21 protein-coding genes are annotated in these 22,209 nt (G+C 40.8%); 12 read left to right on the top strand and 9 right to left on the bottom strand.

Annotated elements, in window-relative coordinates:
- The first annotated feature begins 34 nt into the window (after nucleotides 1–34).
- On the top strand, nucleotides 35–304 hold the full coding sequence (locus I6J03_RS17020) for a hypothetical protein (protein ID WP_002993992.1): 270 nt from the start codon (nucleotides 35–37) through the stop codon (nucleotides 302–304).
- Between the two features lie 19 nt (nucleotides 305–323).
- On the opposite strand, the gene I6J03_RS17025 is transcribed toward I6J03_RS17020, so the two are convergent.
- A complete protein-coding gene (locus I6J03_RS17025) occupies nucleotides 324–1,367 on the bottom strand; it encodes an endonuclease/exonuclease/phosphatase family protein (RefSeq protein WP_003003807.1) in 1,044 nt (347 codons plus the stop codon).
- A gap of 274 nt (nucleotides 1,368–1,641) precedes the next feature.
- On the opposite strand from I6J03_RS17025, the gene I6J03_RS17030 reads away from it, so the two are divergent.
- From I6J03_RS17030 to I6J03_RS17045, 4 genes are read left to right on the top strand one after another with little or no spacing between them, the layout of a single operon-like run.
- A complete protein-coding gene (locus I6J03_RS17030) occupies nucleotides 1,642–2,283 on the top strand; it encodes a TetR/AcrR family transcriptional regulator (protein ID WP_002993994.1) in 642 nt (213 codons plus the stop codon).
- An 18-nt stretch (nucleotides 2,284–2,301) separates the two neighbouring features.
- Nucleotides 2,302–3,672: a TolC family protein gene (locus tag I6J03_RS17035; protein ID WP_201693855.1), complete on the top strand. Its 1,371-nt coding sequence runs from the start codon at nucleotides 2,302–2,304 to the stop codon at nucleotides 3,670–3,672.
- Between the two features lie 10 nt (nucleotides 3,673–3,682).
- Nucleotides 3,683–4,735: an efflux RND transporter periplasmic adaptor subunit gene (locus tag I6J03_RS17040; RefSeq protein ID WP_003003796.1), complete on the top strand. Its 1,053-nt coding sequence runs from the start codon at nucleotides 3,683–3,685 to the stop codon at nucleotides 4,733–4,735.
- A gap of 23 nt (nucleotides 4,736–4,758) precedes the next feature.
- Nucleotides 4,759–7,827 carry an efflux RND transporter permease subunit gene (locus I6J03_RS17045; RefSeq protein ID WP_003003793.1) on the top strand — a complete coding sequence of 1,023 codons (3,069 nt, stop codon included), beginning with the start codon at nucleotides 4,759–4,761 and terminating at the stop codon, nucleotides 7,825–7,827.
- 30 nt (nucleotides 7,828–7,857) lie between these two features.
- On the opposite strand, the gene I6J03_RS17050 is transcribed toward I6J03_RS17045, so the two are convergent.
- The gene (locus tag I6J03_RS17050) at nucleotides 7,858–8,238 is read right to left on the bottom strand and encodes a hypothetical protein (RefSeq protein WP_003003790.1); all 381 of its coding nucleotides are present in this window, start codon (nucleotides 8,236–8,238) and stop codon (nucleotides 7,858–7,860) included.
- 140 nt (nucleotides 8,239–8,378) lie between these two features.
- On the opposite strand from I6J03_RS17050, the gene I6J03_RS17055 reads away from it, so the two are divergent.
- The 4 genes from I6J03_RS17055 to I6J03_RS17070 all read left to right on the top strand — a co-directional run bounded on the left by I6J03_RS17055 (nucleotide 8,379) and on the right by I6J03_RS17070 (nucleotide 13,743).
- Nucleotides 8,379–8,831: a hypothetical protein gene (locus tag I6J03_RS17055; protein WP_003003788.1), complete on the top strand. Its 453-nt coding sequence runs from the start codon at nucleotides 8,379–8,381 to the stop codon at nucleotides 8,829–8,831.
- Nucleotides 8,832–9,095: 264 nt separating this feature from the next.
- Entirely contained in the window at nucleotides 9,096–11,735 is a 2,640-nt protein-coding gene (locus tag I6J03_RS17060; protein ID WP_039989561.1) for an alpha-L-rhamnosidase, read from the top strand.
- Nucleotides 11,736–11,849: 114 nt separating this feature from the next.
- Complete coding sequence (gene hchA / locus I6J03_RS17065) at nucleotides 11,850–12,701, top strand: glyoxalase III HchA (protein WP_003003784.1); 852 nt, start codon at nucleotides 11,850–11,852, stop codon at nucleotides 12,699–12,701.
- Between the two features lie 151 nt (nucleotides 12,702–12,852).
- On the top strand, nucleotides 12,853–13,743 hold the full coding sequence (locus I6J03_RS17070) for a metallophosphoesterase (RefSeq protein ID WP_232279618.1): 891 nt from the start codon (nucleotides 12,853–12,855) through the stop codon (nucleotides 13,741–13,743).
- An 85-nt stretch (nucleotides 13,744–13,828) separates the two neighbouring features.
- Here I6J03_RS17070 and I6J03_RS17075 read toward each other — a convergent pair whose 3' ends face one another.
- Nucleotides 13,829–14,062, bottom strand: coding sequence for a hypothetical protein (locus tag I6J03_RS17075; protein ID WP_003003780.1), 234 nt, complete (start codon nucleotides 14,060–14,062; stop codon nucleotides 13,829–13,831).
- A 510-nt stretch (nucleotides 14,063–14,572) separates the two neighbouring features.
- Between I6J03_RS17075 and I6J03_RS17080 the strand changes: the two genes are divergently transcribed.
- Nucleotides 14,573–15,811 carry a PQQ-dependent sugar dehydrogenase gene (locus tag I6J03_RS17080; protein ID WP_003003778.1) on the top strand — a complete coding sequence of 413 codons (1,239 nt, stop codon included), beginning with the start codon at nucleotides 14,573–14,575 and terminating at the stop codon, nucleotides 15,809–15,811.
- A gap of 61 nt (nucleotides 15,812–15,872) precedes the next feature.
- Here I6J03_RS17080 and I6J03_RS17085 read toward each other — a convergent pair whose 3' ends face one another.
- From I6J03_RS17085 to I6J03_RS17095, 3 genes are read right to left on the bottom strand one after another with little or no spacing between them, the layout of a single operon-like run.
- Nucleotides 15,873–16,679 (bottom strand): class I SAM-dependent methyltransferase, encoded by an 807-nt coding sequence (locus I6J03_RS17085; protein ID WP_003003776.1) that lies wholly within the window; start codon nucleotides 16,677–16,679, stop codon nucleotides 15,873–15,875.
- Between the two features lie 15 nt (nucleotides 16,680–16,694).
- A complete protein-coding gene (locus tag I6J03_RS17090) occupies nucleotides 16,695–17,186 on the bottom strand; it encodes a GNAT family N-acetyltransferase (protein ID WP_003003774.1) in 492 nt (163 codons plus the stop codon).
- Nucleotides 17,187–17,192: 6 nt separating this feature from the next.
- Nucleotides 17,193–18,050 (bottom strand): sulfurtransferase, encoded by an 858-nt coding sequence (locus tag I6J03_RS17095; protein WP_201693857.1) that lies wholly within the window; start codon nucleotides 18,048–18,050, stop codon nucleotides 17,193–17,195.
- 389 nt (nucleotides 18,051–18,439) lie between these two features.
- Here I6J03_RS17095 and I6J03_RS17100 point away from each other — a divergent pair, with 389 nt between their 5' ends.
- Nucleotides 18,440–19,570: an MBL fold metallo-hydrolase gene (locus I6J03_RS17100; RefSeq protein ID WP_003003770.1), complete on the top strand. Its 1,131-nt coding sequence runs from the start codon at nucleotides 18,440–18,442 to the stop codon at nucleotides 19,568–19,570.
- Between the two features lie 308 nt (nucleotides 19,571–19,878).
- The gene (locus I6J03_RS17105) at nucleotides 19,879–20,652 is read left to right on the top strand and encodes a hypothetical protein (protein ID WP_232279617.1); all 774 of its coding nucleotides are present in this window, start codon (nucleotides 19,879–19,881) and stop codon (nucleotides 20,650–20,652) included.
- A 13-nt stretch (nucleotides 20,653–20,665) separates the two neighbouring features.
- Here I6J03_RS17105 and I6J03_RS17110 read toward each other — a convergent pair whose 3' ends face one another.
- The 3 genes from I6J03_RS17110 to I6J03_RS17120 are packed head-to-tail and all read right to left on the bottom strand — an operon-like array spanning nucleotide 20,666 to nucleotide 22,115.
- Complete coding sequence (locus tag I6J03_RS17110; RefSeq protein WP_003003766.1) at nucleotides 20,666–21,235, bottom strand: Crp/Fnr family transcriptional regulator; 570 nt, start codon at nucleotides 21,233–21,235, stop codon at nucleotides 20,666–20,668.
- A complete protein-coding gene (gene ribB / locus I6J03_RS17115; RefSeq protein WP_003003764.1) occupies nucleotides 21,232–21,891 on the bottom strand; it encodes a 3,4-dihydroxy-2-butanone-4-phosphate synthase in 660 nt (219 codons plus the stop codon). The genes I6J03_RS17110 and ribB overlap by 4 nt, the downstream gene beginning before the upstream one ends.
- Nucleotides 21,891–22,115, bottom strand: coding sequence for a DUF2798 domain-containing protein (locus I6J03_RS17120; RefSeq protein WP_003003763.1), 225 nt, complete (start codon nucleotides 22,113–22,115; stop codon nucleotides 21,891–21,893). Before I6J03_RS17120 ends, ribB begins: the two co-directional genes overlap by 1 nt.
- Between the last annotated feature and the right edge of the window lie 94 nt (nucleotides 22,116–22,209).

The raw sequence follows: 22,209 nt of genomic DNA on the forward strand, positions 1-22,209 counted from the left end.
TAAGGTTCCTGTGTACATTTTAAAATTGTTGATTATGATGATCGGAGAATTAATAGCAAAAGAAGAATTGCCAAATTATAAAATAATACCTGCCCCTGTAGATCATTCTGAATTGTTGAAGGATAAATTAGAAGGAGCACTGCGGTTGGGTAATGCATTTAAATCAAAAACTACAATCGTCTTTCAAACGGAAGACGGTCCAAAACGTATAGAGACTACTATATGGTCTGTTACCGATAAATATTTACAGATCAAAAGCGGCGTACTGATCCCGTTAAAATCTGTCCTGGGAATAGAATATTAAAAAGAAAAGTGCTGTATGATCAGCACTTTTCTTTTTTCTCCTGAGCCATCTCTATATCTTCCTGATCAACTTCCATTGCTTCCTGCTGATATTTTGCTGAATTTTCAAACTGAAGATGCGTGAATATCGGAAAGTGATCTGAATCGTAGTTATGCAGTCTCTTCATACATACTAATTTGAAATCCGTACTGCAGAAGATATGATCCAGCGGGAAACGCAGAATCGGATAATGGGCATGGAATGTATTCATGAAGAAACGACCTCTTCGGGGGTCTAATAACTGACTCATCTTTAAGAACAGCTCTGTCGTGTAGCTCCATGCTACATCATTCAGGTCTCCGCATACGATGACCGGCAATCTGGATTTGCGTGCCATATCAGCAACTAACAGTAGTTCTTTGTCCCGTTCTGTCGATCTTGGATTTTCATTCGGTACGGGCGGAGTAGGGTGTAAGGCATAGATTTGTACTTCCTGTCCGTTTTGCAAAACGATCTTCGTGTGTATAGACGGTATATCATCCTCTACCAGATATTTTACTTCAGCATCCCTTAATTCGAATTTTGAAAACAAGAGCATTCCGTAGGTGTTATCTATCGGCTCTTTGACGCTGTACGGATACTTTTTGTCTATACTGCGCAACGCTTTTTCCCAGGCATGGCTGGTTTCCAGCAGCAATACTATATCCGCATCTGTATCATTAATCACACCTATACAACCATCATAGTTGTTGTTATCTTCATATACATTTGAAATCATAATCTTAAGATCCTGCTCCGGTCTGTTGTCTTTTACCTTCAATACCTGTTTTGCTGAAAACGGAGTAAAAGGCAAAATCTGTTTTAGCAGATAGAGTATCGTCAATCCTAATCCTGCCAGTAGAATATTTCTAAATGTTGTTGAAGGGCATAATATGATCACGGACACAAATGTGGCTGCGGACAATACCAGTTTTTGAAGGCGGGGATACTCGAAAACCCGGAATGTCCAGTAGTCATGACGGATAAGGGGGATAAAGGTCATAAGTATCCACAGTACGGATAAGATATATAGAAAAATAGTCATGCAATAAGATGTAAGTGTTGTGCTGAACTATTAATCAAACATTATGCTAAAGCTACTCATTAATGCTAATATTTTATGAAATAAATATGAATTTTAAAATAATGAACAGTGTTAATTATTTGTTTTATTTATCTGTATTATTTATTAATAGTCTCATTATTAGGTTTTATTGAATATGTTTTGTCTGATTATTATTCGACTGTTAAAAATAATTTTTTAATATTTTTCTTTTTATTAACAGTGTTAATTATATTTGAACTGTTAATATATAAGTATGGGAATAAAGGAACGAAAAGAGAAGCATAAAGAAGATCTTCGTCAGCGCATTCTGGATGCAGCGAAGGAGTTGTTTTTGAAACATGGGTATGAAGCAACTTCTATACGTAAGATAGCGGAGAAAATAGAATTTAGTCCGACTACGATCTATTTATATTATAAGGATAAGACGGATATTATGTACGCCTTACATCAGGAAGGTTTTAAATTATTAGGGACACAATTTATGGTTTTACAATACGTACATGAACCTTTTGAACGGTTGAAGGCAATGGGAAGAGTTTATATGAGCTTTGCGCTTAATAACCCCGATTTCTATGAACTGATGTTTATTCAGAAAGAGCCGCTGGAATTTGTTAAAAATAATTGTGTAGACGAAGGCTGGGAAGAGGGTGAGCAATCATTTAATGCTCTGATACGCACAGTAGAAGATTGTCAGTCTGCAGGATATTTTACACAATTTGATGCCAATACATTTGCGCTGAATGTATGGTCACTCATGCATGGTTTGTGCAGCCTCAAATTGCAGGGGCATCTGGATCATGTTGCATCGGTCAAGCTGGCCGTAGCAGAAGGAGAGAATGTAATGGACCAGACGTATGAAGGATTTATCAGGGTGCTGGAAAGTCTGAAACGTTAACTATTAACACTGTTAATTATGAATTTTTTTAATACCGGCAGATTAGCCCTTTCTATTCTGCTGACAGGCTTTATAACAGTTACCTCACAGGCACAGGAAGTACTGGATGCCTATGTTTCGGAAGCATTCCGGAATAATATTGTCTTACAGCAAAAGGATGTATCATTAGAGAAAGCACAGTACGCTTTGAAAACGGCAAAGAGTCTTTTTCTTCCTACGGTGGCTTTTCAGGGAGCTTATCAGACTGCAGATGGCGGACGTAATATTCCTTTGCCGTTGGGCGATCTGTTGAATCCTATTTATACAACGCTTAATCAGCTTACACAATCCAGTCAGTTTCCGGTAATGGAGAATCAGAATATCAACTTCCTGCCGAAGAATTTCTACGATGCTAAGATCCGGACGACCATGCCGATTATCAATACAGATCTGATGTATAACAAACGTATTTCAGAACAACAGGTCGTACTTCAGCAATTTGAAGTGGTGATTTATAAACGGGATCTGGTCAAAAATATTAAAACGGCTTATTATAACTATCAAAGTGCATTGCAGGCTGTGGATATTTACAAATCAGGCTTACAGCTTGCGAATGAAGGGCTGCGGGTCAACGAAAAGTTACTGGAAGGCGGGAAGGGGTTGCCTGCTTATGTGCTGCGCTCCAGAAGTGAAGTCGAACAAGCTACTGCTCAACTGGTCGCTGCGGAACAACAGGTGCTGAATGCAAGGATGTATTTTAATTTTCTCTTAAACCGGAATGCGGAAACAAATATAGATCCGGATACAGATAATAAAGCAGGACTGGATAAGGTGAGTATATTGCTGGCAGATCTGTCTCAGTCTGAGAAAAGGGAAGAGCTAAAGGCTATAGATCAGGTTGTAGAGATCAACAGGACGGCTCTGAAGATGAATAAGCAGTATGCGGTGCCTAAGCTGGCTGCTTTTGTGGACTTAGGTTCTCAGTCTGAAGGATTCAAATTTAACAACAATACCCGCTACTACATGTTAGGGCTGCAACTGGATATTCCGATATTCACTGCAGGTAGAAATGATATCAAGGTCAGACAAAGTAATCTGGATCTCCGTAATGCGGAATTACAGGTCGATCTGGTAACTCAGCAGCTGAACTTAGCGACCCGGACGGCTCAGAATAATCTTAAAGCAGTCTATCAGAATTATCAGTCATCCTTAAAACAATTTGAAGCCGCATCCAGCTATCAGCGGTTGATAGAAAAAGGGTATAAAGCAGGTACAAACACATTCATCGAGACTATTGATGCCCGTAATCAATATACCTCTGCTCAATTATTAGTCAATATAAACAGGTACAAAGTGTTAGCTGCAATGGCAGATCTGGAACGCGAAACGGCCGCTTATTCAATACATTAATTTCATACAGATGAAAATGAACATATCTTATCCGGTATTATTGCTTGTGGCGCTGAGCCTCAGTGCCTGTGGTAATAACAAGTCACAAACTTCTACTATTGCTAATCAGGATACTATTCCGGTGAAAATAATGATGCTGCAGATGGAAGACGCAAATCATGCTATTCAGTCTTCCGGGCAGTTTACAACGAATGATGAGACTTTTCTTTCGTTTAAAAACGGAGGGATCATTAATAAAATATATGTGAAAGAAGGAGATCCTGTACATAAAGGGCAGTTACTGGCTTCTGTCAATCAGACAGAAATCTCTGCGCAGGTGCAACAGGTAACATTATCTTATCAAAAGGCTCAGCGGGATTATGACCGGGCGAGTCAGCTGTACCGGGACAGTGTCGCTACACTGGAACAGATGCAGAATGCAAAAACGGCTCTTCAGGTTGCAAAGCAGCAACTGGACGCCATCAAATTCAATCAGAATTATTCAGAAATCAGAGCGACCAGCAATGGATATGTTTTGAAAAAACTGGCTAACGATGGTCAGGTGGTAGGGCCGGGAACTCCTGTCCTGCAGATCAATGGTGCAAACCAGAGTAAATGGGTACTGAAGATCGGCCTGAGCGATGAGCAATGGGCGGCGCTAAAGATCGGTGACAGAGCAGACATTACTACTGATGCACTTCCGCATACGGTCTTACAGGCAAAAGTGAGTCGCAAAGCAGAAGGAATAGATCCGCAAAGCGGAACCTTCGGAGTAGAACTGACCCTGGATGAGGCCAATACAAAAGGATTGGCTGCCGGACTGTTCGGAAAGGCGACTATTATTCCGACTAAGACAACCAGCAGTTATTCGATTCCTTACGATGCTCTTCTGGATGCCGGTGAAAATGAAGGTTATGTGTTTGTGACGGATGATGAGAAGACCGCCAAAAAAGTAAAAGTGAAACTGGGAGCCGTGTTGAAAGATAAAATCAATATCAGAGCAGGTCTGGAAGATGCCCGTGCATTGATTATTTCCGGAAGTGCTTATCTCACTGATGGCTCAAAAATAAAAATTGTGAAGTAAGAAGGATAAACAAATAGAATCCAATGAAAATATCAGAATACGCGGTCAAAAATTATCAGTTTACCCTGATCATGGTCCTGATGGTCATGGCACTGGGAATCTCTACCATATTCACTATGCCGAGATCCGAAGATCCGGATATGAATGCGCCAAATTATCCGGTAGTAGTAGTATATCCCGGAGCCAGCCCCAAGGATATGGAAGAACTGGTGGTAAAGCCTCTCGAAAAACGAATATACGGTCTGGAAAATATCAAAACGATCAAGACAACTATTCGCGATGGTCTGGCTGTACTGTTTGTCGAATATAAGTATAATGTCAATGTAGATGACAAGTATCAGGAATTGGTTCGTGAGGTCAACAGTGAGCGCGGGAATCTTCCTGCTGAGATATACAGCATGGAGGTGCAACAGGTATCTCCTTCGGATGTGAATGTACTGCAGATCGCACTGGTGTCCGAAAATGCATCCAGAGATAAGATGAAGGCTGCAGCAGAAGATTTGCAGACAGCTCTTGAAAAAATACCTTCGCTTAAGAACGTGGAAATTATGGGCTTGCCTGATCAGTTGGTCAGAGTAGATCTTAATCTGGAAAAACTGGCTCAGATGCATATTCCTGTGACACTGATTGCTAATGCGATACAAAGTGAAGCTGCCAATATACCGGGGGGAAGTGTCAATGCCGGTAATAAATCATTCAATATAAAAACGAGTGGAAATTATCAGAATATCGATGAAATCAAAAATACGGTTGTCTTTAGTGGTAACGGCAAAAATGTCGCTTTAAGAGATGTGGCAAATGTTTATTTCGATTACTCACAGGATAAGGATATTACCCGTTTGAACGGATACCGTTGCTTGTTTGTCGTAGCGGCACAAAAATCAGGTGGCAATATTACGGCAGCACAAAAAGCTTACCTGCCTGTCATCGATACGTTCAAAAAGACCTTGCCCGGCAATATTGATCAACAGGTTATATTTGATCAGGCAGATAATGTAAACAGTCGTCTGGGTGGATTAGGGATAGATTTTGTAATAGCGATCCTGTTGGTTATTGTCACACTTCTGCCTTTGGGGACTCGAGCATCTGTGGTGGTGATGGTGTCTATTCCGCTATCTCTGGCTATCGGGATTGTGATGATCAGTGCTTTGGGTTTCAGTCTTAACCAGTTGAGTATTGTAGGGTTGGTGGTCGCACTGGGGCTGCTGGTGGATGATAGTATTGTAGTCGTAGAAAATATAGAACGCTGGATGAGGGACGGACATAGTCGTCTGGATGCAACGTTGAAAGCAACTAAACAAATCGGTATGGCTGTTATCGGTTGTACAGCGACATTGGTGATTGCTTTTATGCCTCTCATGTTTCTTCCTGAAGCTTCGGGAGAATTTATACGAAGCCTTCCGGTAGCTGTTATCTGTTCCGTGATTGCATCTATGCTTGTTGCATTGACGGTAGTTCCGTTTCTGTCAAGTAAACTGTTAAAACCACATGCAGATGCGAATGGCAATATTTTTCTACGTACACTACAGAAGATTATCCATGGCTCTTATGCCCGATTACTGGATAAAGCACTCGCCAGACCTGTACTGACGATTGTGATTGCATTGGTTATTTTCGGAGGGTCAATTGCATTGATTCCGGTCGTTGGATTCAGTTTATTTCCTGCTTCTGAAAAGCCACAGTTTTTAATCAATATTTCTACGCCTTTGCAATCGAATCTGCACTATACGGATTCCATTACCAGACAGATCGAAAAGGAACTCCGGGAGATTCCCGAAGTACGTTATTTCGCTTCCAATGTGGGAAAGGGTAATCCGAGGATTTATTATAATGTGTTGCCTCAAAACGAACGCACAGATTTTTCGGAACTATTTGTACTCCTGCAGCCTGATGTCAAATCAGACCGTAAGCTGGAGATTATCGAAATGCTGCGGAAGAAATGGACCCCTTATCCGGGAGCAAAGGTAGAAGTGAAGAATTTTGAACAGGGACAACCCATTATCTCGCCTGTAGAAGTGCGGCTGTTGGGTGATAATCTGGACACTCTTCGTAATCTGGGTGGCCAGATTGAAAATATGCTGTTGCAGACCGAAGGAACAATCTATGTCAATAATCCGTTGAAAAATCTGAAATCGGATATTAAAGTCAATATTAATAAAGATAAGGCTCAGGCATTGGGTATTGCCACGATCAACATTGACAGGACCGTACGTATGGCTGTCGCAGGTATCGATGTGGGTAAATATGTCAATCCCAATTCTAAAGGTGACGACTACAGTATTTTGCTGACAACCAGTCATCCGTCTTATCCTGATCTGAGTGTGTTTGATAATTTGTATGTCAATAACAATCAGGGACTTTCCGTTCCGCTGATGCAGGTTGCTTCGCTGCAACTGGAAACTTCACCATTGAGTATCAATCACTACAACAAGACAAGGACGATATCTGTAAATGCCTTTGTACAAAAGGGATTTTTGAATGATAAGGTTATTCAGGATGTCAAACAGAAGATGGATACTTTCAGGTTGCCTGCAGGATACAGTTATGAAATGGGAGGGGAGATCGAAAGCCGAAATCAGTCCTTTGGTGGTTTTGGCAGTATTATACTGGTTACCTTGTTTATGTTTATTGCCGTACTGGTGCTCGAATTCAAAACCTTCAAGAGCACGTTGATCGTGCTTTCTGTGATACCTTTAGGTATAGTCGGAGCTGTGCTGGCACTGTTGTTTACAGGCAATTCACTTTCATTTGTGGCGACAATCGGAATTGTGGCATTAGCCGGTATAGAGGTAAAAAATACTATTTTACTGGTTGATTTTATCAATCAGCTGCGGTCAGAAGGAAAATCGCTGAATGATGCTATTGAAGAAGCCGGAGAAATCAGATTTTTACCTATTATTCTGACGACACTGACCGCCATCGGTGGACTGTTGCCTATTGCTTTGTCCAGTAATCCTTTGATTTCTCCGTTAGCTATTGTTATTATCGGTGGATTGATCAGCTCGACTCTGCTGTCCCGCATTGTCACACCTGTAGTATACAAGCTGATGCCTCCTAAAGTAGAGGTGATGGCTAAAGAAGAAACACTATAAAACTGTATGGAATGCTACTATCAATGCTCATTAATCCTGAGCATTGATAGTAGATTGAATCTGTGTTTTCAGTCGTTCAAATGATTTGTATAGGTCTTCAGAAACCTTTGTCTTATCCACATCGATCAGGAGATGATGAGATCTCAGGATGACCGTGTAGCCATCTGAGGAAGTCCATGTAGCTGATGTTTTATTATTTTCAGTTGGTTTACCCAGTGTATTGGCTATTAAGGTTTTCAGTTGTTTTTCTTTATCCGTATCAAAGCTGGCAGTAAGCGAAAGCTGCTTGTTTGTGACAGATGTCGAAATACTTGTTTTACTTGAAGATGTAGCTTCTGAAGTCGCTGATTTTTGTGCAAAGACATGTACTGAGAACAAGATTGCAATTGCTGAGAGAGTGAGATTTTTCATTGTTTTTGTTTTACTTATTGTACAGCAAATATGAACATACTATCCAAAACAGTTGGTTAATAAAGGGTTAATGAAGGGTTAAAGGGATGCCGGAACTAAATACCAAAGATGTATATTTAGAATATATTTTATAAATCGATATGAGAATAAAAAAGTTCTTGCTGCTATTTGTTGTAATAACGGGTTGTGTAGCTCAAAAAAAAGGTGACTTTGAACTTAAAGACTTAGTATCTGCCGGATATGAATTTGAAAAGGAAGGTAATACAAACCGGATCGATTATTTGTATGCAGACGGAGACTTTTCGTATCGTCCGGAGGAATATAAACTGCTGAAACGTAAAGCCGAAGAAAAAAGGGCAGGCCTGAGCAGGAAAGAATATGCACTGCATTCCCTTTACATATACAAGAAAACAGACATTATCAATCAGCATTACGGTGAAGGGAAGGAAGGTCTGGATGGCCACAACCGGGATCTTATTGCTTATATACGATATAACGCAAATAAGATGGACATCTGTTATATTATTGAAGAAGGGAATGTAGTCTATGATGCGCTTACAGATCAAAGAGAAAATTTTGAATTTGAGAAATAGCATTTATACAATAAAAAAAGCGAGGTTAATACTTCGCTTTTTTTGTGTACTGTTATCTTTTTTTTTTGACTAAACGAAGTTGATTACATGTGCTGAATCTCTCTGAGTATAACTCCTTGTAAACCTTTTTAATATCTTGAAAATAATTGATATATTCGTTTCTGAACCAACTAAAACAATTTAATAGCTTTTTATATTGTTATCAAACTTTTTTGCTTTCGTCTGTCCGGAAGAGGAAAAGGCTATGAAAAATAGGATAAGAAAATGCGTAAACTTTTATTGATTGCTATTGTGTGTATGAACAGTATTGTTTATAGCCGGGTACAAACCGAATGTATGCCCATCGGGCTGAAATGTGAACATCTGGTAAATCCCTTAGGAATAGATACGTCTAAGCCGCGCTTTAGCTGGAAGCTAAGCGATAAACGAAAAGGAGCACGGCAATCCGCTTATCAGATCTTTGTAAGCAGTGATTCTCTGGCATTAGCAGAGGATAAAGGAGATCGTTGGAATAGTGGCAGGCAATCCGTATCAGATATGCTGGTTGAGTACAGAGGACCCGATCTGAAAGCGCAGACAAAATACTTCTGGAAAGTCAGGGTCTGGGATAAGGATGGGACAGCCGGTACATCCTCCATTGCATCTTTTGAGACAGGTATGATGGGAGCGGAGCGATGGAAAGGAAAGTGGATCAGCGACAATCACGATATCCATTATAAGGCAGCACCTTATTTCAGGAGAATATTTGATATCAAAAAACCAATTAAATCTGCCCGGGCTTATGTGGCTGTGGCGGGACTTTATGAGCTTTCTGTAAATGGCAAGAGGATCGGAGATCAGCGATTGAATCCGATGTATACCCGTTTCGACAGACGTACACTGTATGTGGTAGAGGATGTGACGGCTCAGCTTCGCTCCGGAAAAAATGCAGTGGGGATACTATTGGGTAATGGCTGGTATAACCATCAGCCTTTAGCGGTCTGGGATTTTCATAAGGCTCCATGGCGGGACCGGCCGGCATTTTGTATGGACCTGCGTATAGTCTATACGGACGGGAGTGAAGAAACGATTACTTCTGATAATAACTGGAAAACTTCCTCAGGTCCGATTACCTATAATAATATCTATACCGGTGAGCATTATGATGCTCGTCTCGAAAACCCGGAATGGGATAAACCCGGATTTGATGATACTGAATGGCAGGATATCCGCTACAGAAATCCGCCATCCCCGACGATTGTCTCTCAACAGATTGCACCTATCCGGTTAGTCAACACTTACAAACCCCAATCTGTCCGTAAAATAGATGAAAAAACGTATGTATTCGATATGGGGCAGAATATGGCCGGAATCACACAATTGAAAATCAGAGGCCCTGAAGGTACTGTTCTGCATATCAGGCATGGAGAGCGCTTATATCCTGACGGCAGACTGGATCAGTCTAATATTGATGTGTATTATCTGGGAGATAAGCAGACAGAACCTTTTCAAACGGATATCGTAACTCTTAGTGGTAAAAAGGAAGATGAATTTATGTCCAGATTTACTTATAAAGGATTTCGCTATGTTGAAATAAACAGCAGTGAAGCTCTGCCAATGGACGAATCCACGTTAACAGCTTATTTCATGCACAGCGATGTAGCTGCTGCCGGTAAGCTGGCAACATCTTCAGCTTTGGTAAACAGTCTCTGGAAGGCCACTAATAATGCTTACCTTTCTAATCTTATGGGATATCCTACGGATTGCCCTCAAAGAGAGAAGAACGGATGGACGGGAGACGGGCATCTGGCTATAGAAACTGCCTTTTACAATTTTGACGCCATAACAGTGTATGAGAAGTGGATGGCCGATCATAGAGATGAACAGCAGCCTAATGGGGTATTGCCGGATATTATTCCTACCGGAGGATGGGGATATGGTACTGCTAACGGATTAGACTGGACAAGTACGATTGCCATTATCCCTTGGGAGGCTTACCTGTTTTACGGGGATCCGCGATTGCTTGAAGATTGTTATCCCAATATAAAACGTTATGTGGACTACGTAGACAGTATTAGTCCGAGCGGCCTGACGACTTTTGGAAGAGGGGACTGGGTACCTGTCAAATCTCAATCTAATCTGGAGCTTACTTCCTCGGTTTACTTTTTTGTGGATGCGACCATACTGTCTTCTGCGGCAAAATTATTGGGCAAAAAAGAAGATCAAAAGAAGTATGAAGCCTTGCATAAAAAGATCAAAGCAGCCATTAATAATAAGTTTTTAGATTCTTCCAGCGCTATCTATGCCAGTGGAACGCAGACCGAACTGAGTGTTCCGTTACACTGGGGAGTCGTTCCGGAAAATATCAGGGACAGGGTCGCAGCCAACTTAAACAAAAAAGTAGAAGAGACGAATTTTCATCTGGATGTAGGGGTATTAGGAGCAAAGGCTCTACTGAATGCTTTGAAGGACAACGGATATGCCGAAACAGCTTATAAGGTGGCCGTGCAGGATACATATCCATCCTGGGGTTGGTGGATCGTCAATGGCGCAACAACCTTACTCGAAAACTGGGATCTGAATGCCAAAAGAGACATTTCAGATAATCATATGATGTTTGGAGAGATCGGAGGCTGGTTCTTTAAATCCATAGGAGGGATATTGCCGGATTCCAGGCAACCCGGATTTAAACATATTCTGTTAAAACCTATATTTCCAAAGGGACTGAATCAATCTTCCATAACGTATACTTCTCCTTACGGAGATATTCTCTCATCATGGACTGTTCGTGATGGTACCGTTAAATACGAAATCGAAATACCACCAAATTCATCAGCAACTTTTTATCCTCCTGAAAATATCAGGAATACAGATGTCCTGACGCTGGAGGCCGGGAAACACAGCCTTCGCTTGGACCTGAAATAGAGAAATATGATCTTTTGCTGCTGAACATAAGATGCCAGCAAACGGAGGAATTTGTGAAACTGAAACACAATTGAGCCAGATAGCTGTTATTAGTATAGAATAAAGCGATATATTATGACACAAGAACTAAGTAAAGATCCTGTTTTCGATGGAACAGGCTATGAGCCATCTGCCTTTTCCAGAGCTATGTTTGTTACACCTAAAACTGATTATGATCATACGGTTTACGAAAATGCAAACAGCAATAAAAATAAAAAGATATTGGTTGTATGTACCGAAGAGCGGTATATGGAAATGAAAAACGGCAAAAAGTTTTCTACCGGCAACCATCCTGTAGAGACACTTGTACCTTTGCTTCATCTGGAAGCTGCCGGCTTTGAGGCAGATATTTACACCGCTACCGGCAAGCCTGTAGCTCTGGAAATGTGGGCTATGCCTTCTGAAGATAAAGCAGTCAAAGAAATTCTGGTCAGATATGAGGACCAATTAGACAAACCAAAAAGTCTGCGAAAATTTGTAACCGATAATATGGAGACTTCGGTTGAATATGTAGCTGTATTTATACCGGGTGGACATGGTGCTATGCTTGGCTTACCTGAAAATGAAGACTTGAAAAAGATAATTAACTGGTCTATAGATAAGGATATATTTATGCTGGCGATCTGTCATGGCCCGGCGGCATTACTTGCGGCTTCCGTTAAGGAATCTCCGGAGGATTTTCCATACAAGGGTTATCAGATAAATTCATTTCCGGATGAGATCGATACCAAAACTCCCGAAATTGGATATGTCCCCGGTGAGATGCCCTGGTTTTATGGAGCAAAACTGGAAGCATTAGGAATTGAAATTCTGAATACGGATATTAGCGGAGCCTGTCATGTAGACCGTAAGTTGATAACCGGAGATAGTCCTTTGGCCGCCAACGCTTTTGGTAAAGTAAGCGCAAAGGCTCTTCTGAAGAAGTAATGTCTGTTTCAGGAAGAGTATTGGAGTGAGTTTCTTAAAGCAACAATCTTATGTACACATCTGAATTGTTGCTTTTACTGTGTTTTGTAAATAAGATTGAAAGTGGGGCATGTGGGGAAATAAACCTATAAAAAAATAAGAAATGCTGAATATGAGATTGTTACTGCTGTTTGTTTTATTTTCTGTTTTGCATTTTAATTTGGATGCGCAGCAAGTTAAAGAGCCTGTTCAAATAGGTCTGATTGCAGACCCGCAATATGCCGATAAAGAGGTTAGCGGAACCCGCTATTACAGAAATGCGCTTCTTAAGTTAGATACAGCGGTTTCTGTTCTTAATAGAGAGTCATTGGATTTTTCTGTGGTTATGGGTGACTTTGTTGATCAGGGAATTAAAGACCTCCCTGCAGTGATGTCCCGATTGCAAAGATTGAAAAGTCCTGTGTATGGTTTACTTGGAAATCATGACTATGTCGACGCACCGGATAAAGACAGTTTGTTTTTGCAGTTCAGCATGCCAGCCTCTTATTATAAATGGGAACTTGGAAACTGGACATTTATTATACTGAACACAAATGAACTTTCAAAATATGCGACTACCGAAGGATCTGCCGCTTTTGAAGACTGGAACAAGCTGAATACAAATCTGAAGGATCAGGGAAGAAAAAATGCAGCACCCTGGAATGGGGGGATCAGTGCCAGACAGTTGTCGTGGATGCAGGAACAGCTTGCTGAAGCAGAAGCCGCTTCCAGAGATATTGTTATTTTTACCCATCACCCGCTTTTTCCGGAGAATGGTTTTGAAGCCTTGAATAACAGGGAAATATTGTCGGTTATTGAAAAGCATCCGCGTGTACGCGCTGTTATATCAGGGCATCATCATGAAGGAAATTTTGCACGGTACAAGGGTGTTCCTGTGATTACGTTAGAAGGAATGATAGAAACAGAATCTCAAAATGCATATGGAATTATGAAGCTGTTTTCTGACCGTATTGAAATAGAGGGAAGCGGCAGGCTTACTTCCAGGACATTAAATTTTGAGTAGTTGCATTTGCTTTGTTATCCGGGACTGGTTATGATTCTGTTATTAAAGCTGCAAAACATTCGCTGCTCTGCAGCTTTAATAGGATTTAACCCTTCACATCTTCAAGAGATGCACCGAAATTGATATGCAAAACATTTCCGTTAGGTGTCACCAATGCGGGTACGGACTGAATACCTGCTTTCTCGGCTTCCGGGATTCTGGTTCTGTCTTCTCCGATATTTACAACCTCCACATTAGCTTCTCCGATAAGAGTAATAATGTCTTGTTCTGCGCTAACGCAAACCGGACAGCCGGCATGATAAAAAATTGATTTGTTCATAGTAAAATGAATTAAAAAATGATGACGTTATTGTCATATCAAAATTAGCCAGGTCAACGAACTGTATCCTGATCCAGAATTCAGAAAAAGAACAAAAACTGGCTGAGTTTCGGAGATTATTTTTGAAAGTTTACGAAACTGAATTGCTATTGAAATATGCTGCTTTTAGTTATAAAGTTATTCCATAGGGGAAGAGAGAGTCATTGGTAATATTCCTGATCCGCATGCAGCAAACTATTTTTTTGATATAGCGTTTGACGATCTTACTGCCGAAGAAATAGTCGATAAGTCACTTTCTTATAAACCTTTTCAATTTTAAGAGACCACATCAGGAGGTAACATTAAAGTACTTCTAATGACAAAATATCTATCGGTATAAACAAAATTAGTAAAACTGCGTTTACTTATTATAACATACTGTTTGCCAGGAGAGTCTTCTATAGTCACGGGCAGTGAACCAGTTTTTTCCGTCAAAATTTTTATATTTACTACATAAACAACGCATAATCTATGAAAACTAAACTTCCATTAGCATATTTACTTTCGGGGATAGCTTTATTCTCATCCTGTAATTCGAATGCGAAAAACGGTGAGGAAGTATCCGGTACGGATACCACTTCTTATCCGTCTGTAGAAAAGAATCCTGCAAATACCGACTATAAACCTGCTTTTGTGGGGCAAACCCGTATCAAGGGAGTAAAGACAGCTACAGCATATGAAGTCAAAATATTAAGTCGTGATCTGAAATCTCCATGGGGTCTGGTTTCCTTGCCTGACGGACGTCTGCTGATCACAGAAAAGGAGGGAACACTACGTATCGCAACTGCCGACGGAAAACTAAGCGAGCCGATCACCGGACTTCCTCCTGTAGATGCAAAAGGACAGGGAGGTCTTTTAGGGATTGCTTTAGATCCTTCGTTTGCTTCCAATCGTATGGTGTACTGGACTTTTTCACATAAAGTAGATGGTAAGAACCTGACTGCATTAGGTAAAGGTAAGCTGGCTGATGATGAAAAAAGTATTCAAAATGCGCAGATTATATATCAGGCAACTCCTGCATATAATGGTACTTTACACTACGGGTCCCGTATTTTATTTGATAAAACAGGAAATATAATTTTCAGTACCGGAGAGCGTTCTGATTTGGAAACCCGTCCTCAGGCACAGGATCTGAAATCGGCACTGGGTAAGATTATCCGGATCACTCCAGAGGGTAAGCCTGCTCCGGGCAATCCATTTGAAGGCAATGCGAATGCACGTCCTGAAATCTACTCGTACGGACACCGTAATGTGCAGGGACTGGCGCTGCACCCGGAGACCGGAGACCTTTGGGAAACGGAATTCGGACCTAAAGGAGGAGATGAGGTGAATATTGTGAAGCCTGGCAAAAACTATGGCTGGCCGACTATTACCTACGGACTGGAATACAGCGGAGCTAAAATAGGAGAGGCTATTCAACAAAAAGACGGTCTTGAACAACCTGTATATTATTATGATCCGGTGATCTCACCAAGTGGAATCACTTTCTATAGCAGCAATACAATTCCGGAATGGAAGAACAACCTGTTTATAGCTGCATTAAGTGGTACACATATCGCTAGATTAGTGATTAAAGATAATAAAGTAGTGGGTGAAGAACGTTTACTGGCTGATCAGGGCCAACGGTTTCGCGCTGTAATCGAAGGTAAAAACGGAGAGCTTTTTGCCGTTACAGATGCAGGATGGCTGGTAAAAGTTGCTAAAAAATAAGCTGATACTTATCCGAAATAGTAAAGCCACGACATCTGTCGTGGCTTTACTATTTATATACTTATACTTTAGGTTTTGATGCCGTTAAAGAGTAGACCATTGGAATTTTATTTTCCATTCCTCTCACCTGAAATTGCTGAGGAGCTATTTCTACCAGATTGTTAAAGCAGCTATACGGCGAATACTTGTATTCATTAAACGATGTGATAGTTAATTGCTGTCCTATTAGGCTGTTGAATACTTCTTCTAAAGCATGATTCCAGGATACTGTTTCATGAGCAATATCAGCTTCCCGGTCAGCATATGAGCCGGTCACATTTTCTATAATGGCTCCATCTTTAAAATAAGAATATTGGATATGCTTAAAATCTTCATCCCAGACCCACATAAATGGATGGAATTCAACAAATACAAATTTTCCGTCAGGTTTCAGAAATTTTGAAACGACAGAAGCCCACTTATCCAGATCCGGAAGCCAGCCGATAGTGCCATAGCTGGTATACACGATATCGAACTCTTCCTCTAATACCTGAGGAAGTGCATATACATCACTGCAGATAAAGCGTGCTGTCAGTTCTAATTCGGTCGCTAATTCCTGAGCCACCTGTATGGCTTTATCAGACAGGTCTATACCTGTGACATCTGCTCCCATACGCGCAAGTGAAAGTGTATCCTGACCGAAATGACACTGCAGATGCAATATTTTCTTACCTTTTATATCGCCTAACAGCTGTAGTTCAATATCATTTAAAGAAGATTTGCCCTTTTTAAAATTTTCAACGTCATAAAAATCTGAGTTGATATGTACTGTCGTTTTAGTATTCCACGACGTTTTGTTTATTTCTATATAATTGTTTTCTTTATTCATGTTTCAGAGAATCATTTAGATTTTTTTTCCTAAGATTTTGAGGCTTCGTTCTATACTATCAAGTTCGGCAATATCCGGAAGCATGGCCCATTCTTCAAAGCCAAAGTGTTCGAAAAGGTGAAGACTCGCTGTATTATGCGCAAATATAAATCCGAGAAGCGTCTTGATGCCATAAGCCGGAGCCTGTTGTATAGCATAATCAATAGCCAGTTTTCCAAGCCCCTGCCCACGGTAAGCCTCATCGAGATAAATACTGATCTCTACAGTCGCCTGATAAGCCGGACGCCCGTAGAAGGACTGAAAACTGATCCATCCGATGATCAGTCCTTCTTCATTTTCAAGAACCCACAGCGGTCTTTTTTCTGTGTCATGCTTTTCAAACCACGGGATTCTGCTATTGGTACTTACCGGTTCGGTATCAGCAGTGACGACACGTGATGCTACAGTAGAATTATAAATTTCAACGATCCTGATCAGATCGGATAAGATGGCATGTCTGAATTGCATAACGGATTAATTATTGGCTTTTGTAATCATGGGCAGATTATTTCTGGACCATTCACTCCACGAGCCGACATATAGTTTAGGGATTTCCAGTCCTGCTGCGGCAAATGCCAGAAGACTATGACAGGCCGTGACTCCTGAGCCACAGTGAACAATGAGTTGTGCTGCGCCTTTGGATTCCAGTAAAGGCTGATATTGAGCTGTCAGTTGTTCCGGTGTGCGGAATAATCCGGTATTATCCAGATTGGATTGAAACGGGATATTGACCGAATTGGGGATATGTCCGGCAATCAGGTCTATAGGTTCTGTAATACCATCATAGCGTATCTGATCCCGTACATCTACTATGGTATAGCTGTCATCGGTGGAAGCTTGCTGCACTTCAGCAAAGGAAGCGACAGGTAATAACCAGTCTCTCGAAGGATATACAGATGCCGGTAGCGGAGTTGGCAAGCTGTTGCTAAGAGGTATTCCATAGTTTTTTGCAGCCTGCAGTCCTCCGTCTAGCAGCTGTACCTGTTCATGTCCGATTGCTTTGAGCATCCACCATAGTCTGGCAGCTGCATTGGCTCCGTTTTTATCATCATATACCACAATACGATGCGAAGGGAGTATCCCTGATTCTGAAAGTATATTTGCAAAGATCTTGGGTTCCGGAAGGGGGTGACGACCTCCGTCAGCGGCATTCTGAGGTACTGCTGCCAGTTGTGTCTCCAGATCCATAAACAAAGCTCCCTGTAGATGTCCGGCACGGTATTGATCAAAAGCCTGTGCACCTGCAGAAGCATCTATCAGTACAAAATCTTTTTGATCCTGATACAGTTGGCTTAATTCTTCAACACGGATAAGAGGAAAGGAAACTTTCATGATGCTTTTGTTTGATACGCTAAATTAGGATTATTCTTTTATATAAGCGAGTTTTTCAAGGGAGGATATTTGGATTTTGAAAAGTGATTTTTTTCTTTAGCTTTATGGCTTTAATATCATCTTTCAGCATAATATTCAATGAATTTTTGATTTATAATCCGGGTAAAGAGGAGAGAAAAAGTGCCTGAACTGAATATATAAGACTAAATATTAAAAAAGATGTTTCCGGATAAAGTAATTCAGCCGGAAGATCGTCTTCCTTTCAGATGGCAGAATACGATAAAGATAAAAGCTTAATATTTCTATATTAGGATGCAGATAATTAAAACGAGTGAACACTAACACCGTATCAGTTTAAATACAAGACTGACTGGTTTTTAATCCCTTTCATGAAAAGAACAATTAAAATTATTAAAAAGACAATGACTATTTTTATTATAATCGTAGCGCTGGTATCAGCCGCAGTTTATTTATATATGCAAAAGGCGGAATTCGGACAGGTACCTTCCGGTGTACGTCTTGATGCAGTAACAAAATCTACACATTATAAAGAAGGTGCTTTTCAAAATGTACATTATACTCCTACACTGACTGAAGGCTACAGTATGTTTGGTGTAATGAGTGATCAGCTCTTTAAGAACTTTCCCAGAAGACGTCCTGTTGACAGCCTGCCTTCTGTAAAAACAGATTTACATGCTCTGGATCCTGACAGCAATGTATTAGTCTGGTTTGGTCATTCTTCCTATTTTATCCAGCTGGACGGAAAACGTTTTCTGATAGATCCTGTATTCAGTGGTAATGCTTCTCCTATTCCGGGTACAAATACAGCCTTTAAAGGAGCAGACATTTATAAGCCGGAAGATATGCCTGCAATCGATTATTTGCTCATCACACATGACCATTACGATCATCTGGACTATGAAACTATACTTGCTTTGAAGGGTAAGATTGATACGGTGATCTGTGGATTGGGTGTAGGGGGACATTTTGAAAAATGGGGGTATGATGTGGATCATATTATAGAAAAGGATTGGTATGAGCATATTCCTTTAGCCTCTGGCTTCAGTCTGGATACAGCTCCGACACGACACTTTTCAGGTCGGGGATTTAAACGCAATAATACGCTTTGGCTCTCCTTTATATTGAAGACACCGAGCCTCACTCTTTATCTTGGAGGAGACAGTGGTTACGATACACATTTTAAAGAAATCGGTGATAAATTTGGTCAGATAGATTTGGCATTGCTGGACAACGGTCAATACAACAAGGCATGGCAGGCTATTCATATGCTGCCGGAAGAAGTGATAAAGGCCTCGGGAGATCTGCATACAAAGCGCCTGTTTCCGGTTCATTCATCCAAATTTATGCTGGCGCAGCATCCCTGGGATGAACCTTTATCCCGTACCTCCAAACTTGCAGCTGAAAAGGGGATACCTTTAGTAACGCCGATGATAGGCGAAGTCGTCAGACTTACCGATCCGGATCAGGTGTTTAAAAAATGGTGGGAAGGAGTTGAATAATAATTAGCCTTAAAACGTAGCATACAGTCTGAGGCTTAAAAAATATCATTTTGCGGAGAACAAAAAGGCCCAAATCCCTATTTTATAAGTAAAACAATATACTTATGAAGCAGGGAATGATTTTTTTTTGGCTACTGTACATGTTATTTTTTTGCATACCTTTTCCTATAGGCTTGCATCTTGCTATCTACGATGATTCCCGATTGCCCAGTAATTCGGTGTTGTGGAGTTCTGTTTTTCTGTCACTTTCGGTGGTTATATGGATCTATCTGCTTTCATTTTATATCAATCAGTTTCTAATCAAAAATGTGAGAACGAAGCAGGAGATTTCCAGAATCTTTCAGTCCGGGATCAGGAGAGTAGCTGTAGTTACTGAGAGTGCTGTTGTCAAATACGATGACAAAAGGGAATCAAATCTGATGCGCATAAAACTACAGTTTGAAAACCGGAATGGAGTATCTATATCGGATGAACAGTTCTTTTGGGATACCAGACCTTATGAGTACCGCTTTGAAAAGGGAAAAGAAGTCAGCGTTCTCTTGAATGATAATCCGGATACGGAACCTTATTTTATTATGGAAGAGCAACGTACCCAGTATAATATGAGTGGGGTGCTGATCAGGGTTGGGATATTGATTCTCTTTATTGCATATATAATAGGCTTGTACATTTTCTTCTATCATCTGGAATCTAAAGGCTATGGCTGGCATTTTGTGTCTTTTACCCATCCTGTTGTTATGACGGGATTTTCAATGCTGGTGCTGGTATTTCTTTATAAAAGACTTGTAAAAAAATTTATATTCGGAAAGAAGGGGGAGCGGAGTCTGTTGTATTCGGGAGCGCAGGCTGTAGCCCGTATTAATCAGGTCCGGCAAACCGGACTTACGGTAAATGATCAGCCCGAAGTCCGCTTTGAAGTTTCCTTTACAGATACCAAAGGCCAGTTGCGACATGCTGCATACAAGAAGATTATCAGTCTTATTGATTTGCCACTCATTCCGCGTAGCGGAGAGGTCAGTATTCTGTATGACGCAGATAAACCGGAAAATATTATTATTCCGGATCTGTTGGCTGAGCGATAATATATAGCAGATTCTAAACTTTGGATTTCAGTCTGCTCAGCGTTTCCTGCGAGATCCCGAGGTAAGAGGCTACGATCTTATTAGGTAAGCGGCGTACAATCACAGGGCTCTGAATCAGTAGATTGCGGTAGCGGTCTAAAGCATCCATGGATATAAAAGATTGCAATCGTCGGGTATTGTTGACATAGCCAAACTCCAGATACTTACGGTAGAATTTTTCCCATTGCGGGATGATTTCCAGCAGATGGTAGAAGTCATTGTGATTAATATAGAGAAGCTCAGTATGCTCTATCGCCTGTATAAATTCATCTGAAGGATCGCCTGTAATAAAGCTGGTCAGTGCGGTTGCAAACTGATCTTCAAAGGCAAAGTAGCGGGTGGATTCCTGGCCGTCTTCGTTAATAAAGAAGATCCTTAAGCAACCTTTGCCAACGAAAAATGTCCGTTGGCTGGTTTCACCCTGAAGCAGCAACAGCTCATTCCTTTTGGGTTTTAAGGGTTTGAAATAAGATAATATAGTCTGAAGCTCGTCTATACTTACGGTAATGGTATTTTGAATGTATCTGCTAAGTTGTTCTCTCATTTATCTGTATAATCACAGACAAAACTACGGTAAAAAATAATATCTTCTATTGATAACACGGTTAATCCGTGAACGATTCCAAAATGTATGATCTGCGGGAGTCTGGCCATGCTGCCGTCATCATTCATGAGTTCACATAGGACAGCCTGAGGTTCTAATCCAGCCAATAGCATAAGATCAATACTTCCTTCAGTATGTCCGTTACGTTGCAGTACACCACCTTTTCGGGCTCTTAACGGAAAAATATGCCCCGGTCTCGCAAGATCTTCCGGTTTTGCATTTCTGGCAGATGCTGTTTTTATAGTTTGAACACGATCTGCAGCAGAAAGCCCTGTTGTAACTCCTTTTGCGGCTTCTATGCTGATGGTAAAGGGAGTCTGAAAGAGGCTGCTGTTTTCCGCAACCATATAAGGGAGATCAAGTTCATCCGCTTTGTGATCTGTAAGACACAGACAAACGACCCCGCTGCAGTGCCGGATCATCAAAGCCATATCTTCCTGTCGTATGTGCTGAGCTGAGTATATAAGATCCCCTTCATTTTCTCTGTCTTCATTATCAATGAGCAGGACTCCTTTTCCATTTTGAAGATATGTAAGAGCCTGCTCTACCCGTTCCTGACTGGTATTCCCGAAATATGTAAGTGTTCTTTGCTCCATTATTCTTTAATAAGTAGTTTTTCGGCAATTTTTCGCGCATTAGGGATAATAATAAAGGCAGCCATATAGGCAACCGGAAGCATAGTTGTCCATGATTTCAAAAATTTGAAAAACCAGTCTTCTCCAAAGCCATAGGTACGCATAAGGCCTACGATAGCCATGATAAGGGTCATCGGAATGACAACAAATAAGGTGTTGACATATTTAAAATACTTCTGTTTCATATTTTTAATTATTTAATATTAGAATGGAACAAAAGTGCAGCGCTCTGTATGGATAAACATTGACAAATGTCAATAAATAAAAAGAAGCGGTAAA

The sequence above is a fragment of the Sphingobacterium spiritivorum genome, from assembly GCF_016724845.1.
In the GTDB taxonomy this organism is placed as follows: Bacteria; Bacteroidota; Bacteroidia; order Sphingobacteriales; family Sphingobacteriaceae; genus Sphingobacterium; species Sphingobacterium spiritivorum_A.

Bases quoted from the DNA above. Each gene is read 5' to 3' on its own strand.
- I6J03_RS17020 (WP_002993992.1), top strand. From the start codon at position 35: ATGATGATCGGAGAATTAATAGCAAAAGAAGAATTGCCAAATTATAAA.
- I6J03_RS17025 (WP_003003807.1), bottom strand. From the start codon at position 1,367: ATGACTATTTTTCTATATATCTTATCCGTACTGTGGATACTTATGACC.
- I6J03_RS17030 (WP_002993994.1), top strand. From the start codon at position 1,642: ATGGGAATAAAGGAACGAAAAGAGAAGCATAAAGAAGATCTTCGTCAG.
- I6J03_RS17035 (WP_201693855.1), top strand. From the start codon at position 2,302: ATGAATTTTTTTAATACCGGCAGATTAGCCCTTTCTATTCTGCTGACA.
- I6J03_RS17040 (WP_003003796.1), top strand. From the start codon at position 3,683: ATGAAAATGAACATATCTTATCCGGTATTATTGCTTGTGGCGCTGAGC.
- I6J03_RS17045 (WP_003003793.1), top strand. From the start codon at position 4,759: ATGAAAATATCAGAATACGCGGTCAAAAATTATCAGTTTACCCTGATC.
- I6J03_RS17050 (WP_003003790.1), bottom strand. From the start codon at position 8,238: ATGAAAAATCTCACTCTCTCAGCAATTGCAATCTTGTTCTCAGTACAT.
- I6J03_RS17055 (WP_003003788.1), top strand. From the start codon at position 8,379: ATGAGAATAAAAAAGTTCTTGCTGCTATTTGTTGTAATAACGGGTTGT.
- I6J03_RS17060 (WP_039989561.1), top strand. From the start codon at position 9,096: ATGCGTAAACTTTTATTGATTGCTATTGTGTGTATGAACAGTATTGTT.
- hchA (WP_003003784.1), top strand. From the start codon at position 11,850: ATGACACAAGAACTAAGTAAAGATCCTGTTTTCGATGGAACAGGCTAT.
- I6J03_RS17070 (WP_232279618.1), top strand. From the start codon at position 12,853: ATGAGATTGTTACTGCTGTTTGTTTTATTTTCTGTTTTGCATTTTAAT.
- I6J03_RS17075 (WP_003003780.1), bottom strand. From the start codon at position 14,062: ATGAACAAATCAATTTTTTATCATGCCGGCTGTCCGGTTTGCGTTAGC.
- I6J03_RS17080 (WP_003003778.1), top strand. From the start codon at position 14,573: ATGAAAACTAAACTTCCATTAGCATATTTACTTTCGGGGATAGCTTTA.
- I6J03_RS17085 (WP_003003776.1), bottom strand. From the start codon at position 16,679: ATGAATAAAGAAAACAATTATATAGAAATAAACAAAACGTCGTGGAAT.
- I6J03_RS17090 (WP_003003774.1), bottom strand. From the start codon at position 17,186: ATGCAATTCAGACATGCCATCTTATCCGATCTGATCAGGATCGTTGAA.
- I6J03_RS17095 (WP_201693857.1), bottom strand. From the start codon at position 18,050: ATGAAAGTTTCCTTTCCTCTTATCCGTGTTGAAGAATTAAGCCAACTG.
- I6J03_RS17100 (WP_003003770.1), top strand. From the start codon at position 18,440: ATGAAAAGAACAATTAAAATTATTAAAAAGACAATGACTATTTTTATT.
- I6J03_RS17110 (WP_003003766.1), bottom strand. From the start codon at position 21,235: ATGAGAGAACAACTTAGCAGATACATTCAAAATACCATTACCGTAAGT.
- ribB (WP_003003764.1), bottom strand. From the start codon at position 21,891: ATGGAGCAAAGAACACTTACATATTTCGGGAATACCAGTCAGGAACGG.
- I6J03_RS17120 (WP_003003763.1), bottom strand. From the start codon at position 22,115: ATGAAACAGAAGTATTTTAAATATGTCAACACCTTATTTGTTGTCATT.